Source organism: Rhodococcus sp. Q (genome assembly GCF_005503035.1).
GTDB lineage: Bacteria > Actinomycetota > Actinomycetes > Mycobacteriales > Mycobacteriaceae > Rhodococcus_G.
On record NZ_SCOY01000013.1, the window covers coordinates 104,281 to 117,948 of the forward strand.

At 68.2% G+C, this 13,668-nt stretch carries 14 protein-coding genes and 1 riboswitch; of the genes, 11 read left to right on the forward strand and 3 right to left on the reverse strand.

Going from position 1 to position 13,668, the window contains the following annotated elements; all coding sequences use genetic code 11:
- Positions 1–326 precede the first annotated feature (326 nt).
- A complete protein-coding gene (locus FFS72_RS14795) occupies positions 327–1,370 on the forward strand; it encodes a TY-Chap domain-containing protein (RefSeq protein ID WP_137874642.1) in 1,044 nt (347 codons plus the stop codon).
- Positions 1,371–1,547: 177 nt separating this feature from the next.
- Here the strand turns inward: FFS72_RS14795 and FFS72_RS14800 are convergent, their stop codons facing one another.
- The gene (locus tag FFS72_RS14800) at positions 1,548–1,913 is read right to left on the reverse strand and encodes a hypothetical protein (protein WP_349303994.1); all 366 of its coding nucleotides are present in this window, start codon (positions 1,911–1,913) and stop codon (positions 1,548–1,550) included.
- A riboswitch (SAM riboswitch) is annotated at positions 1,907–1,999 on the forward strand. (Overlaps the previous gene by 7 nt.)
- A gap of 25 nt (positions 2,000–2,024) precedes the next feature.
- On the opposite strand from FFS72_RS14800, the gene FFS72_RS27055 reads away from it, so the two are divergent.
- The 9 genes from FFS72_RS27055 to FFS72_RS14840 are packed head-to-tail and all read left to right on the forward strand — an operon-like array spanning position 2,025 to position 11,756.
- Positions 2,025–2,225, forward strand: coding sequence for a putative leader peptide (locus tag FFS72_RS27055; RefSeq protein ID WP_349303995.1), 201 nt, complete (start codon positions 2,025–2,027; stop codon positions 2,223–2,225).
- A complete protein-coding gene (locus FFS72_RS14805; RefSeq protein ID WP_137874643.1) occupies positions 2,141–3,781 on the forward strand; it encodes an ABC transporter substrate-binding protein in 1,641 nt (546 codons plus the stop codon). The genes FFS72_RS27055 and FFS72_RS14805 overlap by 85 nt, the downstream gene beginning before the upstream one ends.
- 3 nt (positions 3,782–3,784) lie before the next feature.
- The gene (locus FFS72_RS14810) at positions 3,785–4,783 is read left to right on the forward strand and encodes an ABC transporter permease (protein WP_137874644.1); all 999 of its coding nucleotides are present in this window, start codon (positions 3,785–3,787) and stop codon (positions 4,781–4,783) included.
- A complete protein-coding gene (locus FFS72_RS14815; protein WP_137874645.1) occupies positions 4,776–5,675 on the forward strand; it encodes an ABC transporter permease in 900 nt (299 codons plus the stop codon). Before FFS72_RS14810 ends, FFS72_RS14815 begins: the two co-directional genes overlap by 8 nt.
- Positions 5,672–7,303: a dipeptide ABC transporter ATP-binding protein gene (locus FFS72_RS14820; RefSeq protein ID WP_137874646.1), complete on the forward strand. Its 1,632-nt coding sequence runs from the start codon at positions 5,672–5,674 to the stop codon at positions 7,301–7,303. Before FFS72_RS14815 ends, FFS72_RS14820 begins: the two co-directional genes overlap by 4 nt.
- Complete coding sequence (locus tag FFS72_RS14825; RefSeq protein WP_137874647.1) at positions 7,293–8,396, forward strand: LLM class flavin-dependent oxidoreductase; 1,104 nt, start codon at positions 7,293–7,295, stop codon at positions 8,394–8,396. Before FFS72_RS14820 ends, FFS72_RS14825 begins: the two co-directional genes overlap by 11 nt.
- Positions 8,397–8,410: 14 nt before the next feature.
- The gene (locus FFS72_RS14830) at positions 8,411–9,799 is read left to right on the forward strand and encodes an NtaA/DmoA family FMN-dependent monooxygenase (protein WP_137874648.1); all 1,389 of its coding nucleotides are present in this window, start codon (positions 8,411–8,413) and stop codon (positions 9,797–9,799) included.
- On the forward strand, positions 9,796–10,563 hold the full coding sequence (locus FFS72_RS14835) for a DUF1684 domain-containing protein (RefSeq protein ID WP_137874649.1): 768 nt from the start codon (positions 9,796–9,798) through the stop codon (positions 10,561–10,563). Before FFS72_RS14830 ends, FFS72_RS14835 begins: the two co-directional genes overlap by 4 nt.
- On the forward strand, positions 10,560–11,756 hold the full coding sequence (locus FFS72_RS14840; protein WP_249353319.1) for an LLM class flavin-dependent oxidoreductase: 1,197 nt from the start codon (positions 10,560–10,562) through the stop codon (positions 11,754–11,756). Before FFS72_RS14835 ends, FFS72_RS14840 begins: the two co-directional genes overlap by 4 nt.
- Positions 11,757–11,851: 95 nt before the next feature.
- Here the strand turns inward: FFS72_RS14840 and FFS72_RS14845 are convergent, their stop codons facing one another.
- Together FFS72_RS14845 and FFS72_RS14850 are read right to left on the reverse strand one after the other, a co-directional pair.
- Complete coding sequence (locus FFS72_RS14845; protein WP_137874650.1) at positions 11,852–12,325, reverse strand: VOC family protein; 474 nt, start codon at positions 12,323–12,325, stop codon at positions 11,852–11,854.
- A gap of 99 nt (positions 12,326–12,424) precedes the next feature.
- Positions 12,425–12,916, reverse strand: a complete 492-nt coding sequence (locus FFS72_RS14850; protein WP_137874664.1) for a C40 family peptidase — start codon at positions 12,914–12,916, stop codon at positions 12,425–12,427.
- A gap of 198 nt (positions 12,917–13,114) precedes the next feature.
- Between FFS72_RS14850 and FFS72_RS14855 the strand changes: the two genes are divergently transcribed.
- Positions 13,115–13,456, forward strand: a complete 342-nt coding sequence (locus tag FFS72_RS14855; protein WP_137874651.1) for a YidH family protein — start codon at positions 13,115–13,117, stop codon at positions 13,454–13,456.
- The last annotated feature ends 212 nt before the right edge of the window (positions 13,457–13,668 follow it).

Consider the following 13,668-nt stretch of genomic DNA (forward strand, 5'->3'; position numbering starts at 1 on the left):
GTCGCCGCGTGAACGGCCGAGTCCACCGACACCGTCCAGTCGATGTCACCGGCCGCGTCGGGCTGCGCCGGCAGGACCGTCAGGATTTCGCCTCAGGTGCCGTCACCGGCGTAACGGCGGTGACGTTGTAGCGCTCCGATTCTCGTCACCAGACCGCAATCGTTACCGAACGATCGGTATGCGGCAATGTAGTGCGTTCGACAGTCTGGAGATTGTCGCCCTGCTGCCGAGGCGGATGGTTTGTCGGCGGCGGAAACGTACGTGTCGGGGCGTGTCGGTAGGTTTGTCGGGAGGTTGTCGGGAGGTTTCGGAAACGGGGAGTGGTTGTGGCTGATGACGTTTGGACCAGTCTGTTTGAGGACATCCAACTGGTGCTGTACCCGGACTGGGATAACAACGAGACGCTGATTTCGCCGACGAATGGCGACAGCCTTCAGTTGCGCGACACGTTGACCGGGCAGCGGATCCTGTTCAGGGAGGATGACAAAGGACTTGACATCAGGGTGACGGTGCCCGAGGAACCGGTGACGGCTGCCCGATTGCGGGCGGTGATCCAGTCGCAGCGGACCACGTTGTTTTCCATGGTCCGTGACCGTGAGTCCGGTCGTATGGTGCCACTCGACGAGCCGTTGTGGACGCCTGTCGACATCAGTATCGGCCGCGATCACGACGTCGATCACGGGGGCCGGCGTGTCGAGGAGTATCCGCGGGAGTGGAGAACGGGATGGCGCCACACCGCCGACGACCAACGACACGTGATCGCCGGTGCAATCGTCGCGGTGTTGCATGACGGATTGGGTACGACTCCTGACCGGCTCCGTGTCAGCTCTTACGACAACTTCGGCCCCACCGACACACAGGCTGTGGGCGAGGTCGCTTCCGACCGTCCGACGTTGTCCGGCCTTCCGGCACGGTGCGCAGGGTGGGACGAGTTCGTCACGCGGTTCGAGTGGGTTCTGGCGACTTTGCCGTGGCTGGGCGTTGTCATCCTGGATGTTCCTCGACAAGGACCGGGCAATCAGTTCGTGCAGTTCCACAACTCCGGTGGTGACATCGACAGCGAGTGTATGTTCTGGGATCGGGCAGGATCGGATCTGAAGGAAATCGACCGGTTGATGGGCGTTCTCGGGTGGCGGTGGGCGCCTGATCATCTCGGGGCTGTCGACGCGCCGATCTGGCTGGGCCCGCCGACCGGAAGGGACACCACATATCCCACCATGCACGAACTGGCCGTTCGAACAATGGTGACCTTGCGCGACGTCGCTGGAGTGGCTCACCCCAACGAGCTTGCTTTCAAGGCATTCTCGAATTTCCAGGGCGTCGACGACATGTCGTACGTGGGTGCGGAACTCGGTATCGCCCCGGCCTGAGGACCAGGTAGCCATCTTCACCAATAGCCGCGGGACTGCAATCGGCACATCTACCTGACGGCCGAAGACGTAGGAATCCGACCCACAGTGGGGCACCGCCTCTCGGCGGTGTGCACCTGGCTCAAGTGCCTCGCGAATCAGGAGACGTGCTCTAGGTCGACCGCCTCGGCGGGCCCGTCACGCCGTTGGTGTGACGGGGCTTTCGTCGGCGTTGTGCGACTCGATGTCGCGGCGTTTGACGAGCAGAACGATGGCGAGCACCGGACAGACCAGGATCGGTGCGAACACGCCCAGGTAGGACTGCTGATCGAGCAGGATCATCGAACCGCTGATCAGCGCGAAGTCGAAGAGTCCGTGCAGGACCGAGTTCAGCGCGTTGCTGCCCGATACCCGGCGCGTGAGGTCGAAGAAGTACCCGGCGAGGCTGACCAGGATCGCTTGCGGCCTCGAACAGCCCTGTCGTGTCCGTGAGAAGAGTTGCGATCGTGATGACGCAAAGGGTTCGCCCCGTACGCCGTGATCGCTAGCGTGTGAAACGACCATCCAGAGCGACCGAGAGACCCGGATCGACGACGTCGCAGCAACCCCCTGTGGACAGGTGAGGGTGCTACTGCCGGGAACGATGGAGGAAGTGGCGTGATCGGTGAGGGCCTGGTGACCGCATGGTCGCGGCTGCACATCGACCTGTGCCGGGTCTCGGCGGACTTCTGTCACTCGTCGACCTCTCTGGGTTCGAACAGCCTTCCCCTTCCTCAGATCATGGAGCCTCGGTGTCCTTCTCGTTCACTTCCTCGGCTGCGCGACGTCGCGCAGCGCTCGCAGTCGTCGCATCGGCTGCGCTCACCGCCGGACTGACAGCGTGCGGGTCGGCCGATACGACCGACTCGTCGGCCGGTGCCGGTGCCCCGCAGGCGGGCGGGACCCTGCGTTACGGCCTCTCGGGCGCGCCGACGTGTGCGGACCCCGCCCAGTCCGGTTCGAACCAGACCATCTATGTGGCACGGCAGGTTGTGGACTCGCTCACCGACCAGGATCCCGAGACCGGTGCACTGACGCCGTGGCTCGCCGAGAGTTGGGACGTGAGCGGTGACGCGACGTCCTTCACCTTCCACCTTCGTGACGGGGTGACGTTCAGCGACGGGACACCGTTCACCGCGGACTCCGTGAAGAAGAACTTCGACGCGATTCTCGGCACTCTGACGCCGGCGAAGGCGGCGCTCGGCGCGAGCTACCTGTCGGGGTACACCGGCTCCACTGTCGTCGACCCGCGCACCGTGCAGGTGAACTTCGCGGCACCGAACGCCCAGTTCCTGCAGGCCACGTCGACAGTGCAGCTCGGGTTCCTGTCCGACAAGGACATCGCGAAGTCCGCCGAGCAGCGCTGCGCGGGCGACCTGTCCGGCACCGGACCGTTCGTGTACGAGAGCTACGTCCAGGACAAGTCGGCGACCCTCGCCAAGCGCACCGGATATGCGTGGGGCTCCGACGTGTTCGCGCACGAGGGCGAGGCGTACCTCGACAAGATCGAGTTCACCATCGTCCCCGAGTCCGGGGTACGCAGCGGCTCGCTCGCGTCGGGCCAGCTCGATGCGGTCTCCGACGCGCTTCCGCAGGACGTGCCGCAGATCGAGGGCGCGGGTGGACGCATCCTCACCACCTCGAACCCCGGCATTCCCTTCGGTTTCCAGCCCAACGTGACCCGCGGAGTCCTCGCCGACCCGGCTGTTCGGGCCGCGCTCGTACCGGCGATCAATCGGCAGGAGCTTGTCGACACGGTCCTCGGGCCCGACTTCACGCCCGCGACGAGCACTCTCGCGTCCCGCACACCCGACTACGTCGCCCTCGACGACGTCACCTACGACCCGGACGCCGCGAAGAAGATCCTGGCCGATGCGGGCTGGGTGCCCGGACCGGACGGGATTCGCGCCAAGGACGGCACACCGCTGAGCTTCTCGGTGACGTTCAGTTCCGTGTTCGCCGGAAACCAGGCGATTCTCGAGCTCGTGCAGCAGCAGCTGCGCCAGGTCGGTGTCGACCTGCGTCTCGACCTGGTGTCGACCGCCGAGCAGACCGCCCGGCAGGGAACCAAGGACTACGACTCCACCTACTACAACAGCACCCGTGCCGACGGTGACATCCTGCGGACCGCCTTCGGTATCGAGGGACGGAACCTCAACGCGCGCGGACCGATCCCCGAGTTGGACGAGGTGCTGGCCGCTCAACTGCGGACGACCGATCCGCAGCAGCGCGGCGAGCTGATCGAACGGGCCCAGCAGCTGATCCTCGACAACGGCCTGTGGCTGCCCACCGTCGAGTTGTCCCAGGCCATCGGCGCCGTCGGTACCGTGCAGGACCTGAAGTTCGAGGCATCGGCGCGGCTGCAGTTCTTCGACGCCTGGCTCAGCGAGTAACCGATGACTCGTTACCTCGGATCTCGTGTCCTGCAGGCGATCGGAGTGCTGTGGGCGGCGTTCACGGTGTCTTTCGTGGTGTTGTACCTGCTGCCGTCGGATCCGGTGAGCATGGCGGTGGATTCCGCCGCCACCAGTGGCGCCGCGATCGACGCGGACGCGGTCGCCGCGTTGCAGGCCCGGTACGGACTGGATCAGCCGGTGCTGGCGCAGTACTGGAATGCGCTGACGGCCGCGATCCGGGGCGACTTCGGCATCTCCATCGCGACGGGGCAACCGGTGACGGAGGCGATCACCGCGGCGCTGCCGAGCACCCTGGCCCTGGCCTCGTTCGCTCTGGTCCTCGCGGTCGTGTTCGGTACGGCGGTCGCGTTCCTCGCCACCTACACGCGGATCGGGTGGCTGCGTAACGCGCTGTTCTCGCTGCCGCCGCTCGGTGTCGCCGTCCCGACATTCTGGGTGGGTCTGATCCTGCTGCAGATCTTCTCGTTCCGGCTCAGGCTGTTCCCCGCTTTCGGGGAGGGTGGGTTCGATCACCTGCTGCTGCCCGCGATCACCCTCGCGCTTCCGATCGGCGCGGTCATCGCGCAGGTGCTCGCCACCAGCCTGCAGTCGACCTTGCGGCAGCCGTTCGTCGAGTCCGCGCGGGCGAAGGGTGCGTCCCGATGGCGAATCCAGACACGGCACGCGTTGCGGCTCTCCAGTATTCCGGCCTTCACCATCGCCGGTGTGCTGGTGGGCACCCTCCTTGCCGGGTCTGTGGTCGTGGAGACGGTGTTCTCGCGGGCGGGTCTCGGCCGGCTGACCCAGACGTCGGTCATGGCCCAGGACATTCCGGTGGTGCAGGGCGTTGTCGTGTTCAGCTCGCTGGTGTTCGTGCTCGTCAACCTCGCGGTCGACCTGCTGTACCCGCTCATCGATCCACGGATCGTCGGCGCCGGCCGCCGCGCCGGTGCCCCCGCGACCGTCGCCGCGAAGGATGAGGTGAAAGCCCATGTCTGACACATTGGTCCGGGAAGACGTCGCCGTCGCGGTCCAGTCCGCAACGCCCGCTCCGCGCGGCGGCACCCCGACTGTTCGTGCACTCTTCGCGGCCGTCCGCCGCAACTGGGCGATCGCACTGTCCGCGGCGGTCCTGGTCGTTGCCGTCGGATTCGCGTTGTTCCCGTCGTTCTTCGCGTCCGGCGACCCGCTGCAGGGCGTCCCGGCCGACAAGTTGCAGGGTCCGAGCGTCACGCACTGGTTCGGTACCGACAACATCGGGCGCGACGTGTACACCCGCGTCGTGCACGGCGCCGCGCTCTCCCTCACCGCAACGCTGCTCGCGGTCGGGATCGCCTTGGTGGTCGGCTCACTCGTCGGTCTCCTGTCGGGTGCGGTCGGAGGTGCGGTCGACGCGGTGCTCATGCGCATCGTCGACGTGCTCCTGTCGATTCCGGCGCTGCTGCTGTCACTCGCGCTGGTGACGGCGCTCGGATTCGGGACGCTCAACGTCGCGATCGCGGTCGGCATCGGGCTCGTCGCCAACTTCGCCCGCGTCATGCGCTCGGAGGTACTGCGGGTACGGCGGGCACCGTACGTGGAGGCGGCGTACGCGTCCGGGGTCCGCTGGCACACCGTCCTGGGCAGGCATGTCCTGCGCAACGCCTACGCCCCCGTGGTCGCCTTGGCGGCAGTCGAATTCGGCATGGCCGTGCTGGCGGTGTCGTCACTGAGTTTCCTCGGATTCGGTGCCGTCCCACCGACGCCGGAGTGGGGATCGCTGATCTCGGAGGGGCGCAACTACCTGGCCACCGCGTGGTGGATGACGACGCTGCCCGGCCTCGTCATCGTCGCCGTCGTCCTCGCCGCGCACCGTATCGGCCACGCCATCGAGCATCGGAGCCAGAGATGACCCCATACCTGTCCGCCCCTACCCCCACCGGGCCGTTGCTCGCCGTCGACGGACTCCGTGTCGCCTACGGCAGCCACGACGACCCGGTGCACGCCGTGGACGGTGTCGGATTCACGGTCTCCCGCGGCGAGGTCGTCGCCGTGGTCGGTGAATCCGGTTCCGGCAAGTCGAGCACCGCGCACGCCGTTCTCGGGCTGCTCTCCGGGACCGGCCGGGTCACCGGCGGCACCGTCACCTTCGACGGCGTGCGCCTCGACACACTGTCGGAGCGAGCCTTCGAGAGGCTGCGCGGCGCCCGCATCGGCCTGGTCCCGCAGGATCCGACGACCTCGCTGAACCCGGTGATCCGGATCGGTGACCAGGTCGCCGAGGTCCTGCGGATACACGGCCTGGCGGACCGCCGGACCGCGAAGATCGAGGCTCTGCGCATTCTCGGCGAGGCCGGTCTCGACGATCCGGAACTGCGGGCCAGGCAGTATCCGCAGGACCTGTCGGGCGGCCAGCGTCAGCGGGTGCTCATCGGGATCGCGCTGGCGTGCAATCCGGATCTGGTCATCGCGGACGAACCGACCAGCGCACTCGACGTCACCGTGCAGCGGCGCATCCTCGACCATCTGCAGGCGCGGATCGCCGAGACCGGCACCGCCGTCCTGTTCATCACTCACGACCTCGGGGTGGCCGCGGACCGCTCCGACCGCATCGTCGTCATGCAGAACGGGCGGGTCGTCGAAACCGGTCCCACCGGACAGGTTCTGGGTGATCCGCGGCACGAGTACACGCGGGCACTGCTCGCGGCGGCGCCCAGCCTGGCGGACGCTCCCGTCCGACCCGACCGCCGCGCCGACGCCGAGCCGCTCCTCACGGTGTCGAACGTGTCGAAGACGTTCCGAATCGACCGCCGCACCTCCCTCGACGCAGTGCGTGGAGTGTCCTTCGAGGTGTCGAGGGGGCGGACACTCTCGCTGGTGGGCGAGTCGGGGTCGGGGAAGTCGACGACCGCACGGATCGCGATTCGGCTGGAGAACGCGACGTCGGGCACGGTGCTGTTCGACGGACGGGACATCACCGGGCTGCGCGGTGGGGAACTGCGGGCGCTGCGGCGTCGGGCGCAGATCGTGCACCAGAACCCGTACGCGTCGCTGAATCCCAAGCTGCCGGTCCGCGAGATCGTCGCCGAGCCGCTCGCGGCGTTCCATGTCGGCACGCGGAGCGAACGGGCGAGGCGGGTCGAGGAACTCCTCGATCACGTCGCGCTGTCCGCGACGCACCTCGACCGTAAACCCGCCGAGCTGTCCGGTGGCCAACGGCAGCGGGTCGCGATCGCGCGGGCGCTGGCTCTGCAGCCCGAACTGCTGGTCCTCGACGAACCGGTCTCCGCGCTCGACGTGTCCGTGCAGGCGCAGATTCTGAACCTGCTCGGGAACCTGCAGACCGACCTGGGCCTCGGCTACCTGTTCATCTCCCACGACCTGGCGGTGGTTCGGCAGGTCAGCGACGACGTCGCCGTGATGCGTTCCGGTGAGATCGTCGAATTCGGCACCACCACAGACATTTTCGATCACCCCCAGCACGAGTACACGAGGTCGCTGCTCGACGCGATCCCGGGAAAGGCAACACATGTCCGATAGCCCCGAACTCCTGGTCGGCATCGAATTCGCAGGCGCCGGCGCGCACCCTGCTTCGTGGCGGCGCGACGACTCCCGCGCCGAGGAGATCTTCACCGGCGGATACTGGGCCGACCTCGTCGGCGCCGCGGACCGAGCGGGTGCAGACCTGGCCTTCCTGCCCGACACCTTCGGCGTGACTGCCGCGCAGGGCGCCGTCCGCGGCAGGCTCGAAGCGGTCGGCGTCGCGGCCCGACTGTCCGCTGTCACCTCGCGGATCGGATTGATCCCCACGGCGACCGTCACGCACACCGAGCCGTTCCACGTGGCCAAGGCGATCCAATCCCTCGACCACACCACCCGCGGCCGGGCGGGATGGCAGGTGGCGGTGTCCGGTGGGCCGGAACAGGAAGAGTTGTTCGGTCGCAAGGCCGCCCAGGACGAGTCGTCGCTGTGGTCCGAGGCCGACGAGGCCACCGAGGTGGCCCTGCGGTTGTGGGACAGCTGGGAGGACGATGCGGAGATCCGCGACGTCGCGACGGGCCGGTTCATCGACCGGGACAAGTTGCACTACATCGACTTCGCCGGCGAGCACTTCTCCGTCAAGGGACCGTCCATCACTCCGCGGTCCCCGCAGGGCAGGCCCCCGATCGCGGTGTCGGTGGACGGTGAGCGGTCGCTCGCCTTCGCGGCGGCCCGCGCGGACGTCGTGCGGATCTCCGCCCCGGACGTGCGCGCCGCGACGGCCCTCGCCGACGAGGTGCGAACCAGGGCGGGCGACCGGCGACCGGCGGTACTGCTCGACGTCGACGTGCTCCTCGCGTCCGAGAACGCCGTCGCGGCGGTGGACCTGGCTCGGCTGGATGAGTGGTCGGGGTCCGAGTACCGGTCGAATTCGGTGCTGCACCACGGTGACCCGGAAAGCCTGGTGAATCTCCTGACAGAACTCCGCGGCATCGACGGCGTCGTGCTTCGGCCCCTCGCGCTCGCGTCGACGCTGGAGCTGCTCACCGCCCGAGTGATCCCCGCGCTTCGGCCCGGCCCGCGTCCCGCCACCACCGTTCGCGACCTGCTCGGGCTGACGCGTCCGCGCAGCCGCTACGCCACCAGCCACTGAAGGGATCGATCACGATGCCACGCACCACTGCCCGCAAGCAGGTGCACCTCGCGGCCCACTTCCCCGGAGTCAACAACACGACCGTGTGGGCCGACCCGGAATCGAAGAGCCAGGTCGACTTCGACTCGTTCCTGCACCTGGCCCGCACCGCGGAACGGGGACTGTTCGACTTCTTCTTCCTCGCCGAGGGTCTGCGCCTGCGCGAACACCGGGGACGCATCCACGACCTCGACGTCGTCGGCAGGCCCGACACGCTGACCGTGCTCGAGGCACTCGCGGGTGCGACCACGCACCTGGGTCTGGCGGGCACCATCAACACGACGTTCAACGAGCCGTACGAACTGGCCAAGCAATTCGCGACCCTCGACCACCTGTCCGGCGGTCGTGCGGCGTGGAACATGGTGACGTCGTCGGACGCGTTCACCGGCGAGAACTTCCGCCGCGGAGGCTATCTCGACCACTCGCAGCGGTACGTGCGCGCGAACGAGCTGATCGACGCCACCCGGCGGTTGTGGGACAGTTGGCGTCCCGGCGCCCCCGTCGTCGACCGTGCGAACGGCGTCTTCGCAGCCGACGGCGACATCACCCCGTTCGACATCCACACCACCCAGTTCGACATCCGTGGACGCTTCGAGGTCCCGCGCAGCCCGCAGGGACATCCGATCCTGTTGCAGGCAGGCGACTCCGACGAGGGTCGCGAGTTCGGAGCCGCCAAGGCCGACGCCATCTTCACGGGGCACGGCACCCTCGAAGCTGGTCGCGAGTTCTACGCCGACGTCAAAGGCCGACTCGCGAAGTACGGACGCGGCCACGACGAACTCAAGATCCTGCCCGCCGCCACCTTCGTGCTCGGGGACAGCCCCGAGGATGCCGACGAACGAGCCCGGCACATCCGGCTGCAGCAGGTCGGCCCCCAGACCGCGATCGCGTTCCTCGAACAGGTCTGGGGTCGGGACCTGTCCGGCTACGACCCGGACGGGCCCCTGCCCGACATCGAGCCGGAGGACAACGTCGACATCACCCGTGGGCGTGTCCGACATGCGAAGGACCCCCGCGCCGTCGCGCTGGCGTGGCGGGAGAAGGCCGAGGCCGAGAACCTCAGCATCCGTGAGCTGATCATCGAGGTCACCGCCCGCCAACAGTTCGTCGGGACGGCGCAGCAGGTCGCCGACGAGATCGACACCTACGTGCAGACCGATGCCAGCGACGGCTTCATCCTCGTTCCCCATCTGACGCCCGCCGGACTCGACGAGTTCGTCGACACCGTCGTGCCGCTGCTGCAGGAGAAGGGCAGCTTCCGCACCGCCTACGAGGCCACCACGCTCCGCGGCCATCTCGGACTCGGCGCACCCCGTCCCGCCCACGAATCGCATACCGCAACCGAAGGAGCCCGCGCGTCATGACCGCAACCGACACATTCCAGACCGAGTGGCAGGACTGGCGCACGGCGCGCGAGGCGGCGCTGGCGGATCCGCACGGATGGTTGAGCCTGACCGCGCTGCACTGGCTGGACGAGCATCCGACGGGTTTCGAGGAGGTGCCGGGACTGTGGCACGTCGACGGTGACACCGTGGTACACAGCGGCACTCCTGCCGCCGCGGTGCTGAATCCGGTCGAGGGAGCGCCGGGTGAGCGCGTAGAACTCGGTGATCGCGTCGCCGAAGTCATCCGCCGCACGGGACGGTTCGCGGTCCGCATCCACGATCCGAAGGCGCCAGCACTCGCCGCGTTCACCGGGATTCCCACCTACGACGCGGACCCGGCATGGGTTGTCGTGGGTCGGTTCGAGGCGTTCCCGGACAGTCGCACCGTGACCACCGGCGCCGTCGTCGACGGACTCGAACACCACCACAATGCTGTCGGCACGGTGACATTCGAGTGGGACGGCAGCGAGCACACCCTCGTCGTGTTCGGGGACGGCAGCGGCCCCACGCGGGTGCTGTTCACCGACGCGACCAGTGGCGTCACCACCTATCCCGCAGCCCGCATCCTGCACCTCGCGGCGCCCGCCGCCGACGGCACGGTCGTCCTCGACTTCACCCGCGCCGAGAACCTGCCCTGCGCGTTCACCGACGCCGCGACCTGCCCGATCGCACCGGCCGACAACCGGCTGCCGTTCGCAGTCGAGGCAGGCGAGCGCAATCCCCGGCTGGAGGTCACCGCATGACCCGCGCGCCGCTGTCTGCGCCGGATGGGACACGCGTTCCGCTGTCCGCGCGGGATGGGACACGCGTTCCGCTGTCCGTGCTCGACCTGTCGCCGATCAGCGAAGGCAGTACCCCGGCCGAGGCGCTGCGCAACACCATCGACCTCGCCCGCCATGTGGAGCAGTGGGGATATCGCCGCTACTGGGTGGCCGAGCACCACTTCGTCGGCGTCGCCTCGTCGTCGCCGGCGGTGCTGATCGGGGCGATCGCCTCCGCCACCGAGAGCATCCGCGTCGGCGCCGCCGCGGTGCAGTTGGGGCACCACACCGCGGCCGCGGTCGTCGAGGCGTTCGGCACCCTCGACGCCCTGCATCCCGGTCGCATCGACCTCGGGCTGGGACGGTCCGGGCAGCGCCGCGCCGAGGCCCTCGCCGCAGCACGATCCGGCCCTGCAACCGAGCCGCGGCGCGAGACGGTGGTCCGCGACGGGCTGGTGATTCCGCCGCCCTTCTCGGTGGGCGCGCTGCTCTCGTCGTCGCGGCTCGCGGCGGGGCTCGGCGTGCTGCAGCAGCCCGGTGCGCAGGCACCGGACTTCACAGAGCAGGTCGACGACATCCTCGCCCTGATCGACGGCACGTACCGCACGCCGGACGGCGTCGACCTGCACGCCGTGCCCGGTGAGGATGCGCGGCTGCAGACGTGGATCTTCGGGTCGAGTGCCGGGCCGTCCGCCGAACTGGCGGGCAGGCTCGGGTTGCCATTCGGAGCGAACTACCACGTCAGCCCCGGCACCACGGTCGACGCGGTCGAGGCGTACCGCGCCGCGTTCCGTCCGTCCGCCGTCCTCGCCGAGCCGTACATCGTGGTGTCCGCGGATGCCGTCGTCGCCGAAACCGACGGGGAGGCACAGGAACTCGCATCCACGTACGGGCACTGGACGTACAGCATCCGGTCCGGGGAGGGCGCAGTTCCCTACCCGGACCCGGCGAACGCCGCACCGCTCACCGACACCGAACTCGGCCTCGTCGAGGACCGTCTGGTGACGCAGTTCGTCGGAGCACCCGGCACGGTCGCGGATCGGCTCGCGTCGTTGCAGCGCGTCACCGGTGCCGACGAAATCGTCGTCACGTCCGTGACCCACGGTCACCGGGACCGGCTGCGGTCGTACGAACTTCTGGCCCAGGAATGGGGACGCGGGCTGCGCGCCGCCTGACCGTGCCCGAGGTTCCCTGATGTCACATCGGGGGTCGTCAAGTGAGCGAATGTGACATCGGGGAACCTCGGGCAGCGGGGCGCCCGCCGCACCGGTCAGCCGGCGTAGGCCTCCTTCAATGCGTTGATGTCGAGCTTGCGCATCTGCAGCATCGCCTGCACCGCGCGCTGGGCGCCCGCGGGGTCGGGGCCGCCGAGCACCGACTGCAGTTCGCGCGGCACGATCTGCCACGACAGCCCGAACTTGTCCTTGAGCCACCCGCACTGCGACTCCTCGCCGCCGTCTGCGGTGAGCGCGGCCCAGTACTCGTCGACCTCCGCCTGATCCGCGCAGTCGACCTGGAACGAGATCGCCTCGCTGAACGCGAACTCCGGACCACCGTTGAGGGCGGTGAACGTCTGACCGTTCAGGGTGAACTCGACCGTCATCGCGGTGCCCGCGGGCTTCGGCATGCCCTCGCCGTACCGGCTGATCTCGCCGATCGACGAGTCCTTGAAGACGGACGTGTAGAACTGCGCGGCCTCCTCGGCCTGGGTGTCGAACCACAGGCAGGGTGTGAACTTCTGCATGGTGCCAATCCTCTCGGGGACGGAAGCGGGTGTCACCTGTACAGACAAGGCTGAGCGGCGAAACTCATCGCGTCCACCGGGGCAGAGGGACGGTCGGCCTCAGAAGCGGCGGATCTGATTGATCGGCGGCAGGTCCGACAGCGCTGTCAGCCCGATGGGCACGCCCGCGCCGTACGCGTTGAACACCTGCCCGAAGCCGGCGTAGATCCCGACGTGGTCGTTCGCGGCGCGGAAGGTGATGATGTCGCCGGGTGCCAATGCCGCGAGCGGAATCGGTGTCCCCGCCCACGCCTGGTCCTGGCTCACGCGAGGTAGTTGGACACCGGCCTGTCGGAAAGCCCACTGCACCAGGCCGGAGCAGTCCCAGGCGTGCGGGCCCGTCCCGCCCCACAGGTACGGCTTTCCGGTCTGGGTGGTCGCGGCGGCCAACGCCGTCAATCCGGCCGGGGACGAGATCGGCAGCGGAATGGCGGCGCTGCCCATGCTCACCGAACCGGTCGAACTGCCGGCGCTGCCGGCGGCGAAGGCAGGCGCGGCGGGCAGCGTGACGACGCAGACGGTCGCCGCACTCGCGACGAGGGCGCGTTTCAGTCGTCGTTTGGTCGTGATGATCGAATTCGTGGTGGTCACGGGGTCGCCTCCCGGGAGAGTTCGGTGTCGGTGACTGCAAGGACTGCACTCGTTAGATCACGAGGAGACGAAGTTGTGTTACACATCACAGCATGTTCCTGACGGTTTCGTGACCCTGGATCGCAGGTGTTGCCCGGATGGTGATGTGAGGATGGGGCAGTGTCCGACGCCGACAGCCGTCCCGACGAGCGCTTCACGCTCGCGAGCGAACGCACTTTCCTCGCCTGGATTCGCACCTCCCTCGGCTTCCTGGCAGGCGGAATTGCCATGGTCCACCTGGTGCCGGACTTCAGTACCGGGTGGGTGCGCACCATGCTCGGACTCGCACTCGTCCTGCTCGCCGTCTGTGCACCGATCGCCGGGCTCAGGCGTTGGATGCAGGTCAGGCGCGCACTCGAGACCGGTGCGTCCATGCCCCCGGAACGGGACCTCTGGATCTTCGGTGTCGCAGTCGCAGGGATCTCGGCCGTAGCGGCAGTCGCGGTCGTTCTCGGGGCCTGAGCCGCCGCGACCGACCCGCCGCTGTTCCCGGCGCCGGTCTGGTTTAGCGTCGCGGGACAGGTGTAAGGGCCGTCACCCACACCACTCACAGGCAGCACGACCGACCGGAGGATGACAGTGGCATTGAAGCTGGGGTACAAGGCGTCGGCGGAGCAGTTCGGTCCGCGTGAGTTGGTGGAGTTGGCGGTGTTGGCGGAGTCGCGGGGGATGGA

What these genes read in the sequence shown, in the direction of transcription:
- FFS72_RS14800 (WP_349303994.1), bottom strand. Translation starts at nt 1,913, where the DNA reads ATGGTCGTTTCACACGCTAGCGATCACGGCGTACGGGGCGAACCCTTT.
- FFS72_RS14810 (WP_137874644.1), top strand. Translation starts at nt 3,785, where the DNA reads ATGACTCGTTACCTCGGATCTCGTGTCCTGCAGGCGATCGGAGTGCTG.
- FFS72_RS14815 (WP_137874645.1), top strand. Translation starts at nt 4,776, where the DNA reads ATGTCTGACACATTGGTCCGGGAAGACGTCGCCGTCGCGGTCCAGTCC.
- FFS72_RS14820 (WP_137874646.1), top strand. Translation starts at nt 5,672, where the DNA reads ATGACCCCATACCTGTCCGCCCCTACCCCCACCGGGCCGTTGCTCGCC.
- FFS72_RS14825 (WP_137874647.1), top strand. Translation starts at nt 7,293, where the DNA reads ATGTCCGATAGCCCCGAACTCCTGGTCGGCATCGAATTCGCAGGCGCC.
- FFS72_RS14830 (WP_137874648.1), top strand. Translation starts at nt 8,411, where the DNA reads ATGCCACGCACCACTGCCCGCAAGCAGGTGCACCTCGCGGCCCACTTC.
- FFS72_RS14835 (WP_137874649.1), top strand. Translation starts at nt 9,796, where the DNA reads ATGACCGCAACCGACACATTCCAGACCGAGTGGCAGGACTGGCGCACG.
- FFS72_RS14840 (WP_249353319.1), top strand. Translation starts at nt 10,560, where the DNA reads ATGACCCGCGCGCCGCTGTCTGCGCCGGATGGGACACGCGTTCCGCTG.
- FFS72_RS14845 (WP_137874650.1), bottom strand. Translation starts at nt 12,325, where the DNA reads ATGCAGAAGTTCACACCCTGCCTGTGGTTCGACACCCAGGCCGAGGAG.